Raw genomic sequence first — 22,080 nt, 5'->3', positions numbered from 1 at the left:
ACCCACCGTGACCGAAAAGCTCCGTCGTCAGGCCGGCGGCCGCGGCATGCGCCACCCTCACGCAGGCCGCGGCATGCGCCGCAGCCGTCCCCGCCCGCCCGGCCGGCCCGCGGGCGGGGCCGACGGCGGGGGAGGGACCGGCGACGCGGCCGTGGGCTCCTGCATGAGCTGCGGTTCCCCCGGCGGCTGCGCGGCCCGCAGCTCCGCCTCGGCCGCCGCACGGTGGTCCACCTCCCCACCGGCTCCGAACGCGGCGGAGTAGGCCTGGGCGCCCAGGGCGTCGCGTACCCGCCCCGCGATCCGCTCCACGTCGGCGCGCTCCGCCGCCGGCAGGGGCGCGCCCGATCCGGCCCGGGTGGCGTCGGCGGTCCCGAGCAGTCGTGCCGCCCGCTCCGCGCGGCCCGCCAGCGCGTGGCCGCCGGCCAGCCCCTCCAGCGCCAGCGCGACCGCCCGCGGGTCCTGCGACGCCAGGGCGGCGGCCAGTCCGTCCCGGTGCCGCTCCAGGCAGTCCGCCGCGTCCCCGCGCAGCTCGGCGCAGAAACCCAGCTCGGCCAGGACCAGCGCCAGGCCGTTGCTCGCCCCGCGGCTGCGGTTCCACGCCAGCCACGGGCGCAGATGCGTCACGGCCGCGTCCAGATCGCCCCGGCGGCGCGCGCCGAGGGCCAGCCCCAGCTCGGCCATCTGCTCGGCCGGCCGGTTGCCCTGCTCGACCGCCAGCCGCAGCGCCCGACGATGGAACTCGTCGGCCTCGTCGTACCGCCCGGACAGCAGCGCGATCCGGCCCAGCCCCGACAACTGGCGCGACACCTCCGACCACAGCTCCAGCGACTCGGCGATGCGCAGCCCCTCCCGGTGCAGCTGCGCCGCTTCTTCGTACGCGGCGGTGATCTCGGCGTGCACGGCCAGTGCCTGCGCCGCCTTGAGCTGGCCCCACGCGTCGCCCAGGCCGGTGAACTGGGTGCGCGCCTCCAGCGCGTCGTCGTGCAGCGCGTCCAGACTGCCCCGGGTCATCGCGAGCGCGGCCCGGCTGCTCAGCGCGGCGGCCACGCCCCACGCGTCGCGCAGCGCCCGGAAGTCGGCGAGCGCCTCGTTGAGCCGGCTCTCCGCCTCCGCCAGGGCGCCCACGTCCCACAGGGCGTGCCCGACGAACCACTTGGCCCGCGCCAGGCCGGTCGTCCGCGGCAGAGGCACGATCTCCCGCGCCCTGCACCGCTTCTCCGGTTCCACCTCGCCGAGCAGCAGCCCGATGCCCTCGCACCAGGTGGCGGCCTCCGCCGCGGCCGCGCCTTTGTCCGGCGGGGCCGCCGCGGACAGGGCGGCGGCCAGGGAACGCCGGCCCTCGGTGAGCCGGCCCATCAGGACCCAGAACCAGGCCAGGGCGTTGACCAGCCGCAGCGCCAGGTCGCCGGCCCGGCCGGTGACCGCCTCCCGTTCGGCGCGCAGGAAGTTGGCGGTCTCCGCCGACAGCCGCAGCAGCCAGCGGTGCTGCTCGGGCCCGTGCAGGTGCGGCCGGGCCCGCTCGGCCAGCCCGGTGTAGTGGACGGCGTGCCGCAGCGCCACCTCGGCAGCCTCCCCGGCCTCCTCCAGCCGGGCCTGCGCGTACGCCGCGACCGACTCCAGCAGCCGGTAGCGGGCGCCGGCCGGGCCGTCGCTGCGGGTCACCAGGGAACGGTCGACCAGCCGGGCCAGGATGTCGACGACCTCGTCGGCCACGATCTCCCCGCCGGCGCACACGTCCTCGGCGGCGGCGAGGGTGCAGCCCTCGGCGTGCACCGCCAGCCGCCGCAGCACGGTCTGTTCCGGGGGCGTGAGCAGACTCCAGCTCCACTCGATCGTCGCCTGGAGCGTCTGCTGGCGGCGCGGGGCGGCCCGGTAGCCGGAGTTCAACACGCGGAAGCGGTCGTCGAGCCGGTCGAGCAGCTCATGGACGCCCAGGGCCCGCACCCGGGTGGCGGCCAGTTCCAGGGCCAGCGGGATGCCGTCCAGGCGGCGGCACACGGCCGCGACCGCCGGTGCCGTGTCGGCGTCGAGTACGAAGGAGGGGTCGGCGGCGCGGGCCCGCTCCACGAACAGCCGGACCGCACTGGAGCGTTCGAGGGCGTCCTGCCGCGGTGAGCGGGGCAGTTCCAGCGGCGGTACGGGCCACACCGTCTCGCCCTGCAGGCGTACCGGTTCGCGGCTGGTGGCGAGCACCGTGATGCCGGGGGCGCGCTCCAGCAGCGTCCGCACCAGCGCGGCCACGTCGTCCAGCACGTGCTCGCAGTTGTCCAGCACGAGCAGCAGCCGGCGGGAGGCCGCGAACTCCAGCAGCTGCACCTCGGGCCCGCAGGCGCCCTCCCCGGCCCGCGCTCCGGTCTGCTCGGCGTCCTCCCGGATGCCGAGCGCGGTGAGGACCTGCTGGGCCAGGCACCAGTGCTGGACCCCCTGGTCCCGGCGTCGCAGCCCCGCCAGCTCCACCAGCCGCACACCGTCGGGGAAGTCGGCGGTCCCCTGCGCGGCCACGGCGACCGCGAGCCGGGTCTTGCCGACGCCGCCGGGTCCGACGAATGTGACGAGACGGCTGCGTGCGAGCAGCCGGCGTCCCTCCTGAAGCTCCGTCTCCCGGCCCACGAGCGCGTTGGGGAAGTCCGGTAGGTTGGAGCGTGTGCGCGGCGCGGCCGCGGCCACGGTGGGCGCGGGCGGCTGCTGCAGCGCGGGGTCCTGCCGCAGGATGGCCTGCTGCAGCGCTTTCGCCGCCTCCCCGGGCACCAGGCCCAGTTCCTCGTCGAGGTGGCGGCGCAGATCGGTGTAGCTGTCCAGCGCCTCCGGGGACCGGCCGGCCAGGTGCAGGGCCCGCATCTGTGCCATGCGCAAGCGCTCGCGCAGCGGATGGGCCGCCACCAGGGCCGCCAGTTCACCCAGCAGCAGGCGGTGCTCGCCGAGTTCCAGGCGGGCGTCGAAGTGCTCCTCGACCGCCGTCAGCCGCTCCTCCTCCAGCCGGGCGATGGCGGAGCGGACGAAGGGCTCGTCGGCGAAGTCGGCGAACGCCGGCCCGCGCCACAGGGCCAGCGCGTCCGCGAGGGCCGCCGCCCGCGCCCGGGGGTCGCCCAGCGTGCGCGAGCGTTCCACCAGGGCCCGGAACTGCCGTACGTCGACGGCGTCCTCGGCGGCCCGCAGCGTGTAGCCCGGCGCGCGGTGGATCACCAGATGGCGGGCGCCCTCCTCGGCGTCCTCCAGCGCACGCCGCAGCTGCGAGACCTTGGCCTGGAGCGAGGCCGTGGGATTGGCGGGGGGTGTGCCTCCCCACAGTGCCTCGATGAGGCGGACGGTGGGAACCACCTCGCCGTGATGGGCGAGCAGGCTCGCCAGCAGTGCGCGGACCTTGACCTCAGGAACCCGAACCGGCCTCCCCGTAGCGGTCCGCACTTCCAGCGGGCCGAGCACCCCGAATCGCATGCGCCCACATTAACCCAGATAACGCACCGTCGGCGGGCCGCGAATAGTCGTTCATCTCACTGTCACGACAGCCCTGGAGGGTAAAGATTCAGCCAAGTGGTGCAGGGTGTGGGCAGGTTGGAGGAGTCGCCCTCATGTGCTCGAAATGCGGGACCGGTCCGGGGAGTGGTCAATTACCGGGTCGTGGTCCGAAGGGGAGCCGGCGGAGCTAGCTTCATTCCGCAATTGGCCGGATTTCCCTAGGGGAAACTCCTATTGCGGAGCCATCCGGCCGTCTTCCCATACAACTGAGGAGTCACGGTGACAAAGACCGCCGCACCGGCCGCCGTACCCGAGGGCGGCATGGAACTGGTGGGCCGCACCTTCGCGGCGGCCCTCCAGGAAGGGCTCAGCCGCGTGAACCCGCCCTGGGCCGCCGCCGGGCCGGACGTGCGGGCACGGCGCCCGCCGATGCCCGCCGCGCACGCGGCCCTGCTGCGCGACCACCGCGAGGACATCCTCGCCCGCCTCGCCGACGCCCTGCCCGCGACCCTCGCCGCGGCCGGACACCCCGACGGACGGCAGATGACGGCACCGCTCGCCGACTGGGCGCGCACGCTGCTCGCCGCGGCGGCCGCCGGTGCGCCGCGGGCGCCCCGCCTGCCGAGCCTGCACCTGGAACTCACGGTCGCCACCCTCCTGTTGGAGTGCGCCTCCCGGGCCCTGCCCGAGGTACCGGCCCGCGACCGCGCCCTGCAGACCCTGGGCCGGGTCCTGCGCGGCGGCCGATGAGGTGCCGGGCGCGTGCCGGCGTAGCCCTGGGTTAACGGTCCGCGAACACCCGGGAGGGAAAGGAGGAGACCCGGTGATTGTCATTGACATGCCAGTCTCTACGCGCGTCATCATGCCCGCATGAGATTCCCCCCACGTGTCTCGCGCCTCGGCGCCACCGCAGCCGTCCTGTCCGCCCTCCTCATGGGCGCCACCGTCTCCGCCACCCCGGCCGACGCCGCCGCCACGTCCGTCGGCAGCGTCTGCTACAGCGCCCTGCCGTCCCAGGCGCACGACACCCTGGACCTGATCGAGCAGGGCGGCCCCTTCCCGTACGACCAGGACGGCGTCGTCTTCCAGAACAGGGAAGGAGTCCTGCCGAGCCGGCCGGGCGGCTACTACCACGAGTACACGGTCATCACGCCCGGCTCTCCCACCCGCGGCGCCCGCCGCATCGTCACCGGTGAGGAGCAGCAGGAGGACTACTACACCGGCGACCACTACGCCACGTTCGACCTGGTCGACTTCGGCTGCTGAGCCACGGCCCACGGTGGCCTCGGCAGCAACGGACACGCTGAGCCGCCGGCCCCGCCGCCCTCAGTCCGCCGTGAGGCGCTCGGCGGCCACGAACAGGGCGATCGCGAGCACGATCAGCGCGACGCTCGCGTACACCTCGTGGCCGTCGAGCAGGCCGATCCGCCGCACCAGGCCCACATGCCATCCGGCGAACTCGTGCAGCAGGCCCATGACACCCTGCACCAGGGCGAGGAACCCGAGAGTCTCGAGCAACGTCTTCATGGGCACGAGCCTCACCCCGCCCGCCCTCGACCCGCATCGGCCGAGCGGCGGGCCGCGCCCGACGCAGGTCGCGGGTCCCGGGCCGCGGGTACGACCAAAGTCGGTACCCGGGCGACTTCGGTCGACGACCGCCCGCACCGGCGGGTGGGGCCCGCCCGCGCTCCGTAGATTGGTCGCTCGTGAAGCGGACTGCGAAGGACGACGGGGCGGCGCGGGCGCCGGTCCTCCCCGGCCGGCGGTGGTGGCTGCCGTCGGCCCTGACCCATGAACTGGACCCGGTCACCGGCCGCGCCGGCCGGCCCCGGCGCACCGCCCGCGACTGGGCCGTCGACTTCTCCTGCTTCGCGCTGGCCGTCGGCGTCGGCCTGGCCGCCGCCGACTCGGTGGGCGACAACCCGCACGTCCCGCACGCGCTGGCCGTCGCCGACCAACTGTTCGGCGTGGCCGCCTGCGCGGCCGTATGGCTGCGCCGCCGCTGGCCGGTCGCCCTCGCCATCGCGCTGACCGCGGTCAACTTCGCCTCCGACACCTCCGGCGGCGCCTACCTCATCGCCCTGTTCACCCTCGCCGTGCACCGGCCCTTCCGGTACGTGGCCTGGGTGGGCGCCGCCGAACTGGCCGTCATCCCGTTCTACTACTGGCTACGGCCCGACGCCGACCTGTCCTACCCCGCCGCCGTCGCCTTCGTCGTCGTGCTCACCGTCGCCGTCGTCGGCTGGGGCATGTTCGTGCGCTCCAAGCGGCAGCTGCTGCTGAGCCTGCGCGAGCGCGCGCGGCGCGCCGAGACGGAGGCGGGGCTGCGCGCCGAGCAGGCGCAGCGGCTCGCCCGCGAGGCCATCGCCCGCGAGATGCACGACGTGCTCGCCCACCGGCTCACCCTGCTCAGCGTGCACGCCGGGGCGCTGGAGTTCCGCCCCGACGCACCCGGCGAGGAGATCGCGCGGGCGGCCGGCGTCATCCGGGAGAGCGCCCACGAGGCCCTGCAGGACCTGCGGGAGATCATCGGTGTCCTGCGCGCCGGGGACGGCGACGACGCGGGCCGCCCGCAGCCGACGCTCGCCGCCCTGGAGGCGCTGGTCGCCGAGTCCCGCGAGGCCGGCATGAAGGTCACGCTCGATCAGCACGTCACCGACACCGCCGGCGTTCCCGCCTCGGTGGGCCGCACCGCCTACCGCATCGCCCAGGAGGGCCTGACCAACGCCCGCAAGCACGCCCCCGGCACGGAGGTCACCGTCACGGTCACCGGCGCCCCGGGCGACGGCCTCACCGTCGCCGTACGCAACCCGCCCCCCGGCCACGAGCCCCCGCCGGTCCCCGGCTCCGGCCAGGGCCTGATCGGCCTCACCGAACGCGCCACACTCGCGGGCGGCCGCCTGGAGCACGGACCGCGCGCGGACGGCGGCTTCGAGGTACGCGCGTGGCTGCCGTGGGGGTGAGGCGGGGGTGAGGCGGGGCACTGTCAGAGATTGACGCAATGCCATGACCTGGGACGCTGCTGCCGGTTGACTTGTGCGGGACACAAGATCAGCGCCCGAAAGGACAGCAGCGTGAGTTCCGGGGGACACCACCCGTACCAGCCACCCTGGCCACCGAACGGCAACCCGTACGCCCCGCCCTACGGCAACCCGTACGCCCCGCCCCACGGCAACCCGTACGCCCCGCCCGGCGGTCCGGCGCCGTACGCGCCCCCGCCGGGAGCGCCTCCGCAGGGCCCGTACGTGCCCTACGTCCCGCCGCAGCCGGGTCCCTCCCCGTACGGTCCGGGGCCGGCGCACACCTCTGTGTGGCGTCGGCTGCGGGACGACGAGTGGCCGCCGCTGGGTGAGGTTCTGCGGTTCGGACGGCAGCGCGTGCACGGCTGTGTGTGGGCGCTGATGCTGCTGCCCTGCGTCTGGGGGCTGACCCTGCCGCTGCTCCTGTGCTACCCGATGGCCCGCTCGGCCCGCACCAGGGCGCGGCGCGTCTTCCCCGCGCGGGGTCACCGCCGTATCGAGGACCCGGAGGTGACGCGGGTGCAGAAGGCGCGCGCCTGGACCGCGGGCGTCATGTCGTTCCTCATCCTGATCGCCTACGGCAAGCCGGAGGACATGGCCCAGGCCCAGGAGCAGTACTGGACGCGGCTGGTGATCACACCCTGGCTGCTGCTGCTCAGCGCGCCCCTGGTGGTGGCGGTGCTCTTCCGGTGGGCTTCGCCGCAGGCACGACAGGCGATGCGGCCGCGGCTGCGCGCCGCCGGGCGGTCGGTGCTGTGGTACTTCGGCGCGTTCACGCTGGTGCCGCTGCTCGCCGCGGCGGGGGCCTGGGGCATGCAGCGGTTCGCCGGCGGCGGCCAGGGCACCGCGTGGGTCTTCGTCAAACCCCTGCTGTTCTTCACCGCGTTCGTCCCCATGATCTACGTCGCGCTGTTCGTGGCGTTCGCCTCCGGCCCCGCCGTGCGCAGCGCCTTCAACACGGCGGAGGTGCACCCGGCGCTGCCCGCCCTCCTCACGGGCGTCCTGGTGTGGGAGTTCGCGGTCATCGGCCTGGTCGCGGGCGGGCCGCCGCCCGGGCCGCCGGTCGTCCAGCTGTGCTCCCTGCTCGGCGGCCCGGCCTCGGTCACGGCGGTGGCCTGGTGGGAGATCCGCCGGCTGCGCACCCGCTACGGGGTGGTGCTGCGCGCCTGACCCGGCACCGTCGCGCACGCGCGTGGCGCGGGGGCCGTCCCCACCACGCGCGTGCATCGCCGGGGCGCGTGCACCACCGGCTCGTGGGGCGGTGCGTGGGGCGTTACGGGCGACGGTGCGTGCCGTGGGAAGCCGCTCACCGGTCGTGCGCCGGCGTGGTTGTGTAGGGACATGACTGTGATCAGAGTGCTCCTCGTCGACGACGACCCGCTGGTGCGGGCCGGTCTGTCGCTGATGCTGGGCGGGGCGGGCGACATCGGCATCGTCGGTGAGGCGGGCGACGGCGGCGAGGTGGCCGAACTGGTGGACCGCACACGCCCGGACGTCGTGCTCATGGACATCCGCATGCCGTCCGTGGACGGGCTGACCGCCACCGAGCGGTTGCGCTCCCGCGTGGACGCGCCGCAGGTCGTGCTGCTGACCACCTTCCACGCCGACGACCAGGTTCTGCGCGCCCTGCGCGCGGGCGCCGCCGGGTTCGTCCTGAAGGACACCCCGCCCGCCGAGATCATCGACGCGGTCCGCAAGGTCGCCGCCGGGGACCCGGTGCTGTCGCCCGCCGTCACCCGGCAGTTGATGCTCCACGCGGCCGGCACCGTCGCCGGCAACCGTGGCGCACGCGCGCGTGAACGGCTCGCCGCGCTGGCCGAGCGGGAGCGCGAGGTCGCCGTCGCGGTGGGCCGGGGCCTGTCCAACGCGGAGATCGCCGCCGAACTGTTCATGAGCGTCGCCACCGTCAAGGCGCACGTCTCGCGCATCCTGGCCCGCCTGGGCCTCAACAACCGTGTGCAGATCGCCCTGTTGGCGTACGACGCCGGACTGGTCGACGAAACCGGCGGCAGCGGGCACTGACGGCCGCGCCCGCGCGTTGGGAAGGAGTGGGAGGCCGCACAGCGGCCGGTACGCGGCGGCCGGTGGGGACCGGCCCGAAGCGAGGGGGAGAGCCGTGGGCGAAGTGATCGACGTCGAGGAGTTCGGCACCGGGTTCACCGAGAACCCGCACCCGGCGTATGCCAGGCTGCGCGAGCGCGGCCCGGTGCACCGGGTGCGGCTGCCCACGGGCGAGGGATACCAGGAGACGTGGCTGGTCGTGGGCCAGGAGGAGGCGCGGGCCGCGCTCACCGACCCCCGGCTGGTCAAGGACACCGCCCGGATCGGGCTCACCTTCCTCGACGACGAGTACATAGGCAAACACCTGCTCACCACCGACGCGCCCCAGCACACCCGGCTGCGCGCCCTCGTCTCCCGCGCGTTCACCATGCGCCGCGTGGAGCGGCTGCGGCCGCGGATCCAGCAGATCACCGACGACCTGCTCGACGCGATGCTGCCGCTCGGCCACGCCGACCTCGTGGAGTCCTTCTCCTACCCGCTGCCGATCACCGTGATCTGCGAACTGCTCGGCGTGCCCGAGCCGGACCGCGCGGCGTTCCGCCGCATGTCCACGGAGGCCGTGGCGCCCAGCAGCGCCGCCCGTGAGCAGGAGGCCTTCGCCCGGCTCGGCGCGTACCTGTCCGACCTGATCGAGGACAAGCGCCGTGCCGGCCCGAGCGACGACCTGCTCGGCGACCTGATCCGCACCGTCACCGAGGACGGCGACCGGCTCTCCGCGGACGAACTGCGCGGCATGGCCTTCCTGTTGCTCGTCGCCGGCCACGAGACCACCGTCAACCTCATCACCAACGCCGTGTACGCGCTGCTCACCCACTCGGGCCAACTCGCTGCTGTGCGCGCCGACTTCAGCCTCGTGGACGGCGCGGTGGAGGAGACGCTGCGCTGGGAGGGACCGGTGCAGAACACGACGTTCCGCTTCGCCGTGGAGCCGCTGGAGATCGCGGGCCGGCGGATCGAGCGGGGTGAGCCGGTCCTCGTCGGACTGACCGCCGTCGGCCGGGAGGCCGGCCGCTTCCCCGACCCCGACCGCTTCGACATCCGCCGCGACACCCGCGGCCACCTGGCCTTCGGACACGGCATCCACTACTGCCTCGGTGCGCCCCTGGCCCGTCTGGAGGCCCAGATCGCCCTGCGGTCCCTGCTGGAACGCACCCCGGCTCTCGCCCTGGCCGCCCCGCCCGGCCCCTGGCTCCCGGGCACGCTGATGCGGGGGGTGCGGAGCTTGCCGGTGCGCTGGTAGGGAGCTGACGGGCAAGGGGGACGCGGTGCGGGCTCACGCGCCCAGGTGACGGCGGGCGCACCGCAGGGCCCGCCCCCCGCCGGCCGGTCCTACGCCCCCGCCATCTCTCCCAACCGCACCGGCCGCCGCTCGCGTCGCGACACCTCGCAGGCCTCGGCGATCCGCAGCGCCTGCAGCGCCTCGCGCCCGTCGCAGGGGTTGGCCCGCTCTCCCCGGACCACCTCGACGAACGCCATCAGCTCCGCCTCGTACGCGGGCGCGAAGCGCTCCAGGAAGCCGGTCCAGGGCTTGTCCGCGGCCGGCGGCCCGGTCGGCTCGGTGGACGCGATCGGCGTGCGGTCGTCCAGCCCGACGACGATCTGGTCCCGCTCCCCGGCGATTTCCATGCGCACGTCGTACCCGGCGCCGTTCAGCCGTGTCGCCGTGGCGGTGGCGAGCGTGCCGTCGTCCAGCGTCAGCACCACCGCCGCCGTGTCCACGTCGCCCGCCTCACGGAACATCGCCGGCCCGGCGTCGGACCCCGCGGCGTACACGTCGGACACCTCCCGGCCGGTGACCCAGCGCAGGGCGTCGAAGTCGTGCATCAGCGCGTCCCGGTACAGCCCGCCGGACAGCGGCAGCCACGCGGCAGGCGGCGGCGCCTGGTCGGAGCTGACCGCCCGCACGGTGTGCAGCCGCCCGAGCCGCCCCGAGCGCACCGCGTCGCGGGCGCCCGCGTACCCCGCGTCGAAACGGCGCTGGAAGCCCATCTGCAACACCGTGCCGGCCGCCTCGACCTCCGCGATCGCCTGGAGCGTGCCCGGCAGGTCGAGCGCGATCGGTTTCTCGCAGAACACCGGGAGCCCCGAGCGCGCCGCCCGGCCGATCAGTTCGGCGTGCGCCCGCGTCGCCGTCGTGATCACCACGGCGTCCACGCCCCAGGTGAAGATCTCCTCCACCCCGGGCGCCGCCGTCTCGCCCAGCCGCAGTGCGAGCTCCTGGGCCCGCGCCGGGTCGGCGTCCGTGAGGATCAGCGAACCGACGTCGCGATGGCGACTGAGAGTGTTCGCGTGGATGGTGCCGATCCGGCCGGTCCCGATGACCCCAATGCGCATGGAAACAAAGTGGGGTCGCGATGCGTGCCCTGTCAATGCGTATGTCCGGACAATCGGACTACACGACTTCCCGTCAACAGCCCACGGAGCTACGCTCGGGCCGTGCCGAAACCAGAAGTGGACCCGACCGTGCGGCTCGACCTCCGTGTCGACCGCGGCTCTCCCGTGCCGCTGTACTTCCAGCTCTCCCAGCAGCTCGAAGCGGCGATCGAGCACGGCACCCTCACCCCGGGCAGCCTGCTCGGCAACGAGATCGAGCTCGCCGCACGGCTCGGCCTGTCCCGGCCGACGGTCCGCCAGGCCATCCAGTCCCTGGTCGACAAGGGGCTGCTGGTGCGCCGCCGAGGGGTCGGCACCCAGGTCGTGCACAGCCAGGTCAAGCGGCCGCTGGAGCTCAGCAGCCTCTATGACGACCTGGAGGCGGCCGGGCAGCGCCCCGAGACCAAGGTCGTGGTCAACGCGATCGTCCCGGCGTCCGCCGAGGTCGCGGCCGCGCTCGGGGTCGCCGAGGGCGGTGACGTGCACCGGGTGGAGCGGCTGCGGCTCGCGCACGGCGAGCCGATGGCGTACCTGTGCAACCACCTGCCGCCCGGGCTGCTCGACCTGGACACCGCGCAGCTGGAGAGCACCGGCCTGTACCGGCTGATGCGCAGCGCCGGGATCACCCTGCACAGCGCCCGCCAGTCCATCGGGGCCCGAGGCGCCACCGCAGACGAGGCCGAGCGGCTCGCCGAGAGCCAGGGCGCCCCGCTGCTGACCATGCAGCGCACCACCTTCGACGACACCGGGCGCGCGGTGGAGTTCGGCGACCACATCTACCGCCCGAGCCGCTATTCCTTCGAGTTCCAGCTGCTCGTGCGGTCCTGAGCCCGCGGCGGGCGTTCGGCGCCCGGTTGCGCCCTCATGTCCGGACAATAAGACCGCCGTGCGCTCCCCGGGCGCACGGCGGGGATGAGCCGTGCCCGATACTGGAGCGTTTGGGGCCGGTGGGACGCGTGGGATTGGCGAGACCACCGGGCCCCCTCGCAGGACACCGCACGGCAGACAGCAAGAAGGGCACGGCCTCGTGGCACGGTTTCGGACGTGGGCAGGGATCGCGTGGGCAGGGGCACTGTGTGTGTCCCTGGCGGCGTGCAGCAGCACCGGCGGCAAACGCGCCGAGGACGCCCGCAAGGCCGCGGCCGCGCAGGGGCACGCGGCGGTGAACACGCCCCGCTGGACCTTCGCGATGATCACGCACTCCGGCGACGGCGACACCTTCTGGGACATCGTCCAGAGCGGCGCCAAGCAGGCCGCCGTCAAGGACAACATCAACTTCCTGTACTCGCACGACGACGAGGCCCAGCAGCAGGCGCAGCTCGTCGACGCCGCCGTCGACAAGAAGGTCGACGGCATCATCGTCACCCTCGCCAAGCCCGACGCGATGAAGGGCGCCGTCGCGCGCGCCGAGAAGGCCGGCATCCCGGTCGTCACCGTGAACTCCGGCTCCGCCGAGTCCAAGGCCTTCGGCGCGCTCACCCACGTCGGCCAGGACGAGACGATCGCCGGTGAGGCCGTCGGCGAGGAGCTGAACAAGCGCGGGAAGAAGAAGGCCCTGTGCGTGCTGCACGAGCAGGGCAACGTCGGTCACGAGCAGCGCTGCGACGGCATCGGCAAGACCTTCCACGGCACCCTGCAGCGCGTCTACGTCAACGGCACCAACATGCCCGACGTGCAGTCCGGCATCGAGGCCAAGCTCCAGGCCGACACGTCCATCGACGCCGTCGTCACCCTCGGCGCCCCCTACGCCGACACCGCCGTGAAGGCCAAGGCGGACGCGGGCAGCAAGGCCGAGATCGACACCTTCGACCTCAACGGCAAGGTCGCCACCGAGCTCCAGGACGGCACCCTCGGCTTCGCCGTCGACCAGCAGCCCTACCTCCAGGGCTACCAGGCCGTCGACCTGCTGTGGCTGTACAGGTACAACAACGACGTCCTCGGCGGCGGCCGCCCGGTCCTCACCGGCCCGCAGATCATCACCAAGGACCAGGCGCCCGCGCTGCGGGAGTACGCCGAGCGAGGCACCCGATGACCGCCACCACCGCGGACGACCGGCTGCTGGAGACCTCGCCGCTGCGCAAGCTGCTCGGCCGCCCCGAGCTGGGCTCGGTGGTCGGCGCGATCGCGGTCTTCGTCTTCTTCGCGTTCTTCGCCGACAGCTTCCTGCACGCCTCCAGCCTCAGCACGGTGCTGTACGCGTCCTCGACCATCGGCATCATGGCCGTCCCGGTCGCCCTGCTGATGATCGGCGGCGAGTTCGACCTGTCGGCCGGCGTCATGGTGACGTCGTCGGCGTTGATCTCGTCCATGTCCAGCTTCCAGATGACCGCGAACGTCTGGGTCGGCGTCGGCGTGTCCCTGCTGGTCACCCTCGCCGTCGGCGCCTTCAACGGGTTCATGCTCACCCGCACCAAGCTGCCCAGCTTCATCATCACGCTGGGCACGTTCCTGATGTTGACCGGCATGAATCTCGGCTTCACCAAGTTGATCGACGGCACCGTGTCGACGAAGACCATCGCCGACATGGAGGGATTCGCGAGCGCGCACGACGTCTTCGCCTCGACGCTGACCGTCGGCGGCGTCGGCATCAAGGTCACCATCCTGTGGTGGCTCGCCCTGGTCGCGCTGGCCTCCTGGATCCTGCTGCGCACCCGCACCGGCAACTGGATCTTCGCGGTCGGCGGCAACCAGGACGCGGCCCGCGCCGTCGGCGTCCCTGTCGCGAAGACCAAGATCGGCCTGTACATGGGCGTGGCCTTCGGTGCCTGGATCTCCGGTCAACACTTGCTGTTCAGTTATGACGTCGTCCAGTCCGGCGAGGGCGTCGGCAATGAGTTGATCTACATCATCGCGGCCGTCATCGGCGGCTGCCTGATCACCGGCGGCTACGGCAGCGCGGTCGGGTCCGCCGTCGGCGCGTTCATCTTCGGCATGACGAGCAAGGGCATCGTCTTCGCCGAGTGGAACCCCGACTGGTTCAAGTTCTTCCTCGGAGCGATGCTGCTCCTCGCGACCCTGCTCAACGCCTGGGTCCGCAAGCGCGCGGAGGCCACGACATGACGCGGACCGAGTCCTCGACGGCACTCGTCGAGCTGTCGGACGTCAGCAAGCACTACGGGAACATCCGCGCCCTGGAGGGCGTGTCCCTCGAAGTGCACGCGGGACGGATCACCTGCGTCCTCGGCGACAACGGCGCCGGCAAGTCAACATTGATCAAGATGATTGCCGGTCTGCACCAGCACGACGGCGGTGTCCTGCGCGTCGGCGGCGAGGAGACCCGTCTCTCCTCGCCCCGCGAGGCACTGGACCGCGGCATCGCCACGGTCTACCAGGACCTCGCGGTCGTTCCGCTCATGCCGGTGTGGCGCAACTTCTTCCTCGGCTCCGAGCCGCGCAAGGGCGTCGGCCCGTTCAAGCGCATGGACGTCGACCGCATGCGCCGCACCACCCGCGCGGAGCTGCTGCGCATGGGCATCGACCTGCGCGACGTCGACCAGCCCATCGGCACCCTGTCCGGCGGCGAACGCCAGTGCGTGGCGATCGCGCGGGCCGTCCACTTCGGCGCGAAGGTCCTGGTCCTGGACGAGCCGACGGCGGCGCTGGGCGTGAAGCAGTCGGGCGTGGTCCTGAAGTACGTCGCGGCGGCACGTGACGAGGGTCTCGGTGTCGTACTGATCACCCACAACCCGCACCACGCGTACCTGGTCGGCGACCGCTTCGTCCTGCTCCGGCGCGGCACGATGGTGGGCAACTACACACGCGACGACATCACCCTGGACGACCTGACCCAGCAAATGGCAGGCGGCAGCGACCTTGATGCTCTACGCCACGAACTGCAGCGCCCCTGAGGGGCGCGGGACTGTGCCGACATGCGGCTCCGCCGCGTGGGCGCGAGCAACCACCGACCACCCGCGGACGGCCTACGTCACGAACCACCCCCTCGATTCCCCGTTCGTCGCCGAAGGCACCCGTGGGGCAGAATCGGCGGCGATGAGCACCTACGGCAACTTCACGGCCCCCATCGGCTCCCGCCGGGCCACCGCGCTGCGGACGGTCGGCACCCGCGAGCGCCGGTCCCATCTGACCGCCCCGCGCGTGCCCACTGTCGGCATCGACATCGGCGGTACGAAGGTGATGGCCGGTGTCGTGGACGCCGACGGCAACATCCTGGAGAAGCTCCGCACCGAGACCCCGGACAAGTCCAAGAGCCCCAAGGTCGTCGAGGACACCATCGTCGAACTGGTGCTTGACCTGTCCGACCGGCACGACGTGCACGCCGTCGGCATCGGCGCGGCCGGCTGGGTCGACGCCGACCGCAACCGCGTCCTGTTCGCCCCGCACCTGTCGTGGCGCAACGAGCCGCTGCGCGACCGCCTCGCGGAGCGCCTGTCGGTGCCGGTGCTGGTCGACAACGACGCCAACACCGCCGCGTGGGCCGAGTGGCGCTTCGGCGCGGGCCGCGGCGAGGACCACCTCGTCATGATCACGCTCGGTACCGGCATCGGCGGCGCGATCCTCGAGGACGGCCAGGTCAAGCGCGGCAAGTACGGCGTGGCGGGCGAGTTCGGCCATATGCAGGTCGTGCCCGGCGGCCACCGCTGCCCGTGCGGCAACCGCGGCTGCTGGGAGCAGTACAGCTCAGGCAACGCCCTCGTCAGGGAGGCCAGGGAGCTGGCCGCCGCGGACTCGCCGGTGGCGTACGGGGTCATCGAGCACGTCAAGGGCAACATCGCCGAGATCAACGGCCCGATGATCACCGAGCTGGCCCGCGAGGGCGACGCGATGTGCGTGGAGCTGCTGCAGGACATCGGGCAGTGGCTCGGCGTCGGCATCGCCAACCTCGCCGCCGCCCTCGACCCCTCCTGCTTCGTCATCGGCGGCGGCGTCTCCGCGGCCGACGACCTGCTGATCGGACCCGCGCGGGACGCCTTCAAGCGGCACCTGACCGGGCGCGGCTACCGCCCCGAGGCGCGCATCGTACGGGCCCAGCTCGGCCCCGAGGCCGGCATGGTGGGCGCCGCCGACCTGTCGCGACTGGTGGCCCGGCGGTTCCGCCGCGCCAATCGGCGCCGGGTGGAGCGCCACGAGCGCTACGAGCGGTACATCGAGGCGCGCCGCGCGGCCCGGGACACGGCATGACCGCCTCGCTGCCCCACCAGGCGCCCCCCGCGGACGAGCCGGAGCAGCCGCGCGAGGACCGCCGGCACAGGATCCGCCGCCGGACGCTCACCCTGCTGATCATCGTGCTGCTCATCGGCGTCCCGGCGGGCTACCTGGTGATCTCGGCGAACCAGAGCCGCGACAGCGGCAAGGACAAGGAGGCGAAGTACTCGGCGACGGGCCTGACCGCGGGCTGGCCGTCCGGAGTACAGCGCCGCCTGTACCAGGTGCCGATCCCGCGGCAGTCGCACGAGGTCGCCTACTACGAGACGAACAACTGGAAGACCAGCCGTCTCTACGTCCAGTTCCAGACCTCGGCGGCCAATCTGGACAACTTCCTGCGCTGGATCGGCGCCGGCCGCGGCGAGCTGCGCGCGAACGACATCGCCATCAGCGACCGCGACCAGAAGATCACCGGCTGGAAGTTCACCGGCCCGGGCCCGTGGAGCGGTCTGACACACGAGCAGAAGAACCCGGCACCCACCCAGGACATCGTCGTGAACACGGCAGACCCGGACAACCCGATGGTGTACGTCGTCTCCCGCACGGTGCCCTGAACCGGCCCGCCCCCACGAGTCGTCCCGGCGCGACCCGGCTGCCGGAGCCGATTGTCAGACCCCGCCCGTAGAGTCGAAGACATCTGATCCGACGCGTGGACGGGAGGTGGCAGAACGCATGGGCGAAGTACCCGCGGTGGCGGAACGGACGGCAGCGCGCACGGCCGGCCCGCCCACGACGGCCGAGCGCGTGCCCGTGCGGCTCGCGGCCGTCTTCCTGCCCGCCCCCGTCCCGCGCCACAGCCGCGTCGCCTTCTGGGACCCCGACGACGGCTCCCTGCCCGAGGAGACCGCCGGCGATCCGGTCGACCTGACCGTCGTACGGCCGCACGGCACGTCCGTCCGCCGCAGGCAGACCCCGGCGCTGTCCCTCCCGCTCGACGCGGCACTGCCGCTGCTGGTGCGTGCCCGCCGCGACCCGGCCGCCCATCCCGCCACCGCCTGCTGGGGCGCTGCCGCACTGCACGCGCTGCGGCTCACCGCGCGCGGACGCCTGCTGCCCGGCCTCACCCCCACCGGACACGACGCCTGGCGCGCCGGCCCGCTCGACCCGGACGACATCGCCCACCTGCGCGCGGTCGCCGCCGCACTGCCCGCCGAGGGCCACGCCGTCCCGCTGCCCGGGCCGGGCCCGCTGCGGCTGCCCGAGCCGGAGGCGCTTCTGCGGGCCTTCCTCGACGCGGTCGCCGACACCCTGCCCCGCACCCCGGCCGCGCCGCACGCCTCCGGCCGGCCCTTCGCCGCCCGCGAGGCCGTCCGACTGCCCGGCGCACAGGACTGGGCCGCCGAGGTCGCCGCCGGTATGGACGCCGGGGTGCGGATCTCGCTGCGCCTGGACCTGTCGGCGTACGACCTGTTCGACCAGGGCTCCGGCGGCGCGGGCGCGCGTGGCGCCGGAGCGGCGATCGTGCAGGTGCACAGCCTCGCCGACCCCACCCTCGTCACCGACGCGGCGGCGCTGTGGGCGGGCGACGCCGACGCCGCGTTCGGCCCCCGCACCCGGGTCGACACCGCGCTCGCCGTACGGCGCGCCGCCCGCGTGTGGCCTCCGCTCGGCCGGCTCACCGAGCAGGACGCCCCCGATGTGCTGGCCCTGTCCGAGGACGAGCTGGGCGACCTGCTCGGCGTGGCCGCCACCCGGCTCGCGGGCGCCGGGGTCGCCGTGCACTGGCCGCGTGACCTGGCGCAGGACCTCACCGCGAGCGCGGTGGTCCGGCCGGCGCCGGGCTCGGCGACCGACGGCACCGGCTTCTTCGAGAGCGAGGACCTGCTGCAGTTCCGCTGGCAGCTGGCCCTCGGCGGCGACCCGCTCTCCGACACCGAGATGGACGCCCTCGCCGAGGCCCACCGCCCGGTCGTCCGGCTGCGCGACCAGTGGGTGCTCGTCGACCCGGCGCTCGTCCGCAAGGCCCGCAAGCGCGATCTGGGCCTGCTCGACCCCGTCGACGCACTGTCCGTCGCCCTCACCGGCACCGCCGAAGTCGACGGCGAGACGGTCGAGGCGGTCCCGGCCGGCACGCTGGCCGCCCTGCGCGACCGCCTCACCGCCGGAGTGGCCCCGGCCGACCCGCCCGCCGGGCTGCACGCCACCCTGCGCGACTACCAGCTGCGCGGACTGGCCTGGCTCGAGCTGATGACCTCCCTCGGCCTCGGCGGCTGCCTCGCCGACGACATGGGCCTCGGCAAGACCATCACCGTGATCGCCCTGCACCTCAAGCGCGCCCGCAGCGAGCCGACCCTGGTCGTGTGCCCGGCATCCCTGCTCGGCAACTGGCAGCGGGAGATCACCCGCTTCGCACCCGGCGTCCCCGTCCGCCGCTACCACGGCCCGGAGCGCACCCTGGACGACCTCGACGGCGGTTTCGTCCTCACCACGTACGGCACCATGCGCTCGGCCGCGCCCACCCTGGCCGAGCGGCCGTGGGGCATGGTGGTCGCCGACGAGGCCCAGCATGTGAAGAACCCCTTCTCGGCGACGGCGAAGGCGCTGCGCACCCTCCCGTCGCCCGCGCGCGTGGCGCTGACCGGCACCCCCGTCGAGAACAACCTCTCCGAGCTGTGGGCCCTGCTCGACTGGACGACCCCCGGCCTGCTCGGCCCCCTGAAGTCCTTCCGCGCCCGGCACGCGCGCGCCGTGGAGAACGGCGAGGACGAGGAGGCCGTGCAGCGGCTGGCCCGCCTGGTCCGCCCCTTCCTGCTGCGGCGCAAGAAGTCCGACCCGGGCATCGTGCCCGAGCTGCCGCCCAAGACGGAGACGGACCATCCGGTGCCGCTCACCCGCGAACAGGCCGCGCTGTACGAGGCGGTGGTGCGCGAGTCGATGCTCGCCATCGAGACCGCCGAGGGCATGGGCCGCCGCGGTCTGGTGCTCAAACTGCTCACCTCGCTGAAGCAGATCTGCGACCACCCGGCGCTGTACCTGAAGGAGGACCACGGCCCGGCCGTCGGCGACCGGCTCGCCGCCCGCTCCGGCAAACTCGCCCTGCTCGACGAGCTGCTGGACACGCTCCTCGCCGAGGACGGCTCCGCTCTGGTCTTCACGCAGTACGTCGGCATGGCCCGCCTGATCACCGCCCACCTCGCGGCCCGCGCGGTCCCGGTCGACCTGCTGCACGGCGGCACGCCCGTCCCCGAACGCGAGCGCATGGTCGACCGCTTCCAGGCCGGCACGACACCGATCCTGGTCCTGTCCCTCAAGGCCGCCGGCACCGGCCTGAACCTCACCCGCGCCGGCCATGTCGTCCACTTCGACCGCTGGTGGAACCCGGCCGTGGAGGAACAGGCCACCGACCGCGCCTACCGCATCGGCCAGACCCAGCCGGTGCAGGTCCACCGGCTGATCACGGAGGGCACCGTCGAGGACCGCATCGCCGAGATGCTCGCCGCGAAACGCGCCCTGGCCGACGCCATCCTCGGCTCCGGCGAATCCGCCCTCACGGAACTGACGGACCGTGAACTGTCCGACCTGGTCTCGCTGCGAAGGGAGGCGTGATGACTCCGACCGAAGACGGCGCGGATGACGGCACGGCCGGCGCCCACGGTCCCGCGGAGGCGGCACGCCGGGCCCTGCGCGAGGCACGGGAGCGGGGCACGGCGACGCCGGAGGGGACCGGCGCGGGGGAGCGGAGAAGCCCCGAGCACGAGGACGAGGCGGCGCAACCGGGGAATGCGGTTGCCGGTGACGCCGTGCGGCCGGGGGGTGCGACCACTGGTGACGGCGTGCGGCTGAGGGATACGGCCACTGGTGACGCCGTACGGCCGGGGGATGCGGCCACTGGTGACGCCGTGCGGCTGGGGCACGTGGCTGCCGACAGGGACGGCGTGCGGTCGGAGCACGCGGCTGCAGCCGACGCCATGCGGCCGGAGCAGGTGGCTGCCGTCGATGCCGTACCGCCGGACCACGGGAACGCTTCCGACGTCGTACCGGCGCCCGGTGGCGGGCAGCAGCCCAGGCCGGGGGACGCCGCCCGCGCGGCGCTGCGGCGGGCGGTGGCTCAGCGGCGCGGGGCGGTGCCGGCCGACGAGGACGCCGCGGAACATCCGTCCCAGGACGAGGCCGACGAGCGGCCCGCTGCGGAGGAGCAGGGGCCCGAGGCCGATGACGCGGCCCCGGCGGACCGCGCCCGCGAGGCGCTGCGCGCGGCCCGCGCCGAGGCACAGCGCAAGGCGGCCGCAGCGGACCAGAAGGACCGCACGTCCTCCCTGCGACGCAGACCGTCCCGTCCCGCCGAACCGGCGTCTGCGCGGTACCGCGGCCACCCCTCCGGCGACGCCGCCGCGCAACGAGCGCGTGAGCTGCGGCAGTTGCTGGCCAGCGCCTTCCGCATGCCCACGGACGCCACCACGGACGCCACGACGGATGAGGTGGCCGCGGAGTTCGACGGCCCGAGCGAGGCGGGCAGTCCGGCAACCCCGCCTCCGGAGGCGCCCCGGCGGATCGTCGCCGACGCGCGCGGCGACGCTCCCACCCGTCCCACGCCGTCCGCCGCCCCCGCTCCGGCGCCCCATCTGCCCCACTCGATGGCCGCGCCCGCGCGGGACGGCGACCTGCGCCGCACCTTCCCCGCCTTCGCACCCCGGCCGGCCGGGGAGGACCCGAGGTTCGCCGAGACCTGGTGGGGGAACGCCTGGGTGACGGCGCTGGAGGAGGGCGCGCTCGACCCGAAGCGACTGGCCCGCGGGCGGAGTTACGCCGAGCAGGGGCATGTGGACGCGATCACCGTCACCCCGGGATCGGTGCTCGCGTACGTGCAGGGCAGCCGGCCCCGGCCGTACCGTGTGCAGGTGCGGCTGCGGACGCTCGACGACGCCGACTGGGCGCGTTTCCTGGACGCCGCGGCCGAGCGGCCCGGGCACATCGCCGCCCTGCTCGACAAGGAGATGCCGCATTCCCTCGCCGACTGCGGCATCCGGTTGCTGCCCGGTCCCGGCGACCTGGAACCACGGTGCAGTTGCCCGGACTACGGCCACCCCTGCAAACACGCGGCCGCCCTGTGCTACCAGACCGCGCGCCTGCTGGACGCCGACCCCTTCGTGCTGCTCCTGCTGCGCGGCCGCGGCGAGCGGGAACTGCTCGACGCGCTCGCCCGGCTCAGCGCCACGCGCGCGGCCAGAGCCGCACAGGACCGCGAACCCGCCCCGCTCCCCGGCATCCGGGCCACCGAGGCCCTCACACCCCGGCAACTCCCGCCTCTGCCCGCGCCGTTGCCGCTCCCGCCGCACCCGGAGCAGCCACCCGTCTACCCGGCGGCCCCCGGCGGACCCGACCCGATCGCGCTGGACCAGCTCGCCACCGACGCGGCTGCCCGCGCCCACGCCCTGCTCGCCACCGGCCGGGACGAGGTGGGCGAGCTGACGCTGTGGCAGGACGCGGTACGGCTGGCGGCGGCCCGGCCCGGCTCCGGCCTCACCGCCGGCTCCCGGGCGCTGTACTCCTCCCTCGCCTCCGCCGCCGGCCGCACCCCGGCCGAGCTGGCGCGCGCGGTCGCCGCGTGGCGCCAGGGAGGCGCCGACGGGCTCGCCGTACTGGAGGAGCCCTGGGATCCCCCGGCGGGACGCTTCGACCGGGCGCGTCCGGCGCTCCTGGCCGCCGACCTCCCGGCGTTCCGCCCCTGGCGCAACCGCCTCACCCACCCTCGCGGACACGTCCAACTACGGCTGAGCCGCGACGGTTTGTGGTACGCCTACGAGTCCGAGCCCGGCGCCGACGACTGGTGGCCGCGCGGCATCCCCGACACGGACCCGGTCGGCGCCCTCACGGGCCTCGGCACCTCGGACGACCTCTGAACCGACCGGTCGCCCGGCTCCCGCCCTGTGCCGGCAGGCCCGCAGACGGCGTTTGACGGACGGCGCTCCGAACCGCACTCCGCTCCACTCCGAGACCGCACTCCGAACGCACTCCGACCAGGGTCCGAGCGCACTCCGCCCCCGGTCAGCCGCGGGCAAGCGCACCG

The 22,080-nt window shown here is 74.0% G+C and carries 17 protein-coding genes; 14 read left to right on the top strand and 3 right to left on the bottom strand.

Annotated elements, in window-relative coordinates:
* Window positions 1-57: 57 nt before the first annotated feature.
* Window positions 58-3,435: an AfsR/SARP family transcriptional regulator gene (locus AC0B9F_RS08605; protein ID WP_472000007.1), complete on the bottom strand. Its 3,378-nt coding sequence runs from the start codon at window positions 3,433-3,435 to the stop codon at window positions 58-60.
* Between the two features lie 300 nt (window positions 3,436-3,735).
* Between AC0B9F_RS08605 and AC0B9F_RS08600 the strand changes: the two genes are divergently transcribed.
* Together AC0B9F_RS08600 and AC0B9F_RS08595 are read left to right on the top strand one after the other, a co-directional pair.
* The gene (locus tag AC0B9F_RS08600) at window positions 3,736-4,206 is read left to right on the top strand and encodes a hypothetical protein (RefSeq protein ID WP_472000004.1); all 471 of its coding nucleotides are present in this window, start codon (window positions 3,736-3,738) and stop codon (window positions 4,204-4,206) included.
* Window positions 4,207-4,326: 120 nt separating this feature from the next.
* Window positions 4,327-4,722: a guanyl-specific ribonuclease gene (locus AC0B9F_RS08595; RefSeq protein ID WP_472000002.1), complete on the top strand. Its 396-nt coding sequence runs from the start codon at window positions 4,327-4,329 to the stop codon at window positions 4,720-4,722.
* A 60-nt stretch (window positions 4,723-4,782) separates the two neighbouring features.
* Here AC0B9F_RS08595 and AC0B9F_RS08590 read toward each other — a convergent pair whose 3' ends face one another.
* Complete coding sequence (locus AC0B9F_RS08590; protein ID WP_471999999.1) at window positions 4,783-4,983, bottom strand: hypothetical protein; 201 nt, start codon at window positions 4,981-4,983, stop codon at window positions 4,783-4,785.
* 179 nt (window positions 4,984-5,162) lie between these two features.
* On the opposite strand from AC0B9F_RS08590, the gene AC0B9F_RS08585 reads away from it, so the two are divergent.
* The 4 genes from AC0B9F_RS08585 to AC0B9F_RS08570 all read left to right on the top strand — a co-directional run bounded on the left by AC0B9F_RS08585 (window position 5,163) and on the right by AC0B9F_RS08570 (window position 9,777).
* The gene (locus AC0B9F_RS08585) at window positions 5,163-6,419 is read left to right on the top strand and encodes a sensor histidine kinase (protein WP_471999996.1); all 1,257 of its coding nucleotides are present in this window, start codon (window positions 5,163-5,165) and stop codon (window positions 6,417-6,419) included.
* 111 nt (window positions 6,420-6,530) lie between these two features.
* Window positions 6,531-7,646, top strand: a complete 1,116-nt coding sequence (locus tag AC0B9F_RS08580) for a hypothetical protein (RefSeq protein ID WP_471999994.1) — start codon at window positions 6,531-6,533, stop codon at window positions 7,644-7,646.
* Window positions 7,647-7,817: 171 nt separating this feature from the next.
* The gene (locus tag AC0B9F_RS08575; RefSeq protein ID WP_471999990.1) at window positions 7,818-8,498 is read left to right on the top strand and encodes a response regulator; all 681 of its coding nucleotides are present in this window, start codon (window positions 7,818-7,820) and stop codon (window positions 8,496-8,498) included.
* Window positions 8,499-8,592: 94 nt separating this feature from the next.
* Window positions 8,593-9,777, top strand: coding sequence for a cytochrome P450 family protein (locus AC0B9F_RS08570; protein WP_471999988.1), 1,185 nt, complete (start codon window positions 8,593-8,595; stop codon window positions 9,775-9,777).
* An 89-nt stretch (window positions 9,778-9,866) separates the two neighbouring features.
* On the opposite strand, the gene AC0B9F_RS08565 is transcribed toward AC0B9F_RS08570, so the two are convergent.
* Entirely contained in the window at window positions 9,867-10,871 is a 1,005-nt protein-coding gene (locus tag AC0B9F_RS08565) for a Gfo/Idh/MocA family protein (protein ID WP_471999985.1), read from the bottom strand.
* A 129-nt stretch (window positions 10,872-11,000) separates the two neighbouring features.
* Between AC0B9F_RS08565 and AC0B9F_RS08560 the strand changes: the two genes are divergently transcribed.
* The 8 genes from AC0B9F_RS08560 to AC0B9F_RS08525 all read left to right on the top strand — a co-directional run bounded on the left by AC0B9F_RS08560 (window position 11,001) and on the right by AC0B9F_RS08525 (window position 21,913).
* Complete coding sequence (locus AC0B9F_RS08560; RefSeq protein ID WP_472000888.1) at window positions 11,001-11,738, top strand: GntR family transcriptional regulator; 738 nt, start codon at window positions 11,001-11,003, stop codon at window positions 11,736-11,738.
* A gap of 199 nt (window positions 11,739-11,937) precedes the next feature.
* Window positions 11,938-12,942 (top strand): sugar ABC transporter substrate-binding protein, encoded by a 1,005-nt coding sequence (locus AC0B9F_RS08555; protein WP_471999983.1) that lies wholly within the window; start codon window positions 11,938-11,940, stop codon window positions 12,940-12,942.
* Window positions 12,939-13,970 carry an ABC transporter permease gene (locus AC0B9F_RS08550; protein ID WP_471999981.1) on the top strand — a complete coding sequence of 344 codons (1,032 nt, stop codon included), beginning with the start codon at window positions 12,939-12,941 and terminating at the stop codon, window positions 13,968-13,970. Before AC0B9F_RS08555 ends, AC0B9F_RS08550 begins: the two co-directional genes overlap by 4 nt.
* Complete coding sequence (locus tag AC0B9F_RS08545) at window positions 13,967-14,758, top strand: ATP-binding cassette domain-containing protein (protein ID WP_471999979.1); 792 nt, start codon at window positions 13,967-13,969, stop codon at window positions 14,756-14,758. Before AC0B9F_RS08550 ends, AC0B9F_RS08545 begins: the two co-directional genes overlap by 4 nt.
* Before the next feature lie 142 nt (window positions 14,759-14,900).
* Entirely contained in the window at window positions 14,901-16,049 is a 1,149-nt protein-coding gene (locus AC0B9F_RS08540) for an ROK family glucokinase (RefSeq protein WP_471999977.1), read from the top strand.
* Complete coding sequence (locus AC0B9F_RS08535; RefSeq protein ID WP_471999974.1) at window positions 16,046-16,627, top strand: sugar kinase; 582 nt, start codon at window positions 16,046-16,048, stop codon at window positions 16,625-16,627. The genes AC0B9F_RS08540 and AC0B9F_RS08535 overlap by 4 nt, the downstream gene beginning before the upstream one ends.
* A 118-nt stretch (window positions 16,628-16,745) precedes the next feature.
* Window positions 16,746-19,619, top strand: coding sequence for an SNF2-related protein (locus AC0B9F_RS08530; protein ID WP_471999971.1), 2,874 nt, complete (start codon window positions 16,746-16,748; stop codon window positions 19,617-19,619).
* On the top strand, window positions 19,619-21,913 hold the full coding sequence (locus tag AC0B9F_RS08525) for an SWIM zinc finger family protein (protein ID WP_471999968.1): 2,295 nt from the start codon (window positions 19,619-19,621) through the stop codon (window positions 21,911-21,913). Before AC0B9F_RS08530 ends, AC0B9F_RS08525 begins: the two co-directional genes overlap by 1 nt.
* The last annotated feature ends 167 nt before the right edge of the window (window positions 21,914-22,080 follow it).

This window comes from Streptomyces sp. NPDC097129, assembly GCF_055668065.1.
The sequence above is the reverse complement of the archived record's forward strand: the minus strand, read 5'-3'. Positions and strand labels throughout refer to the sequence as shown.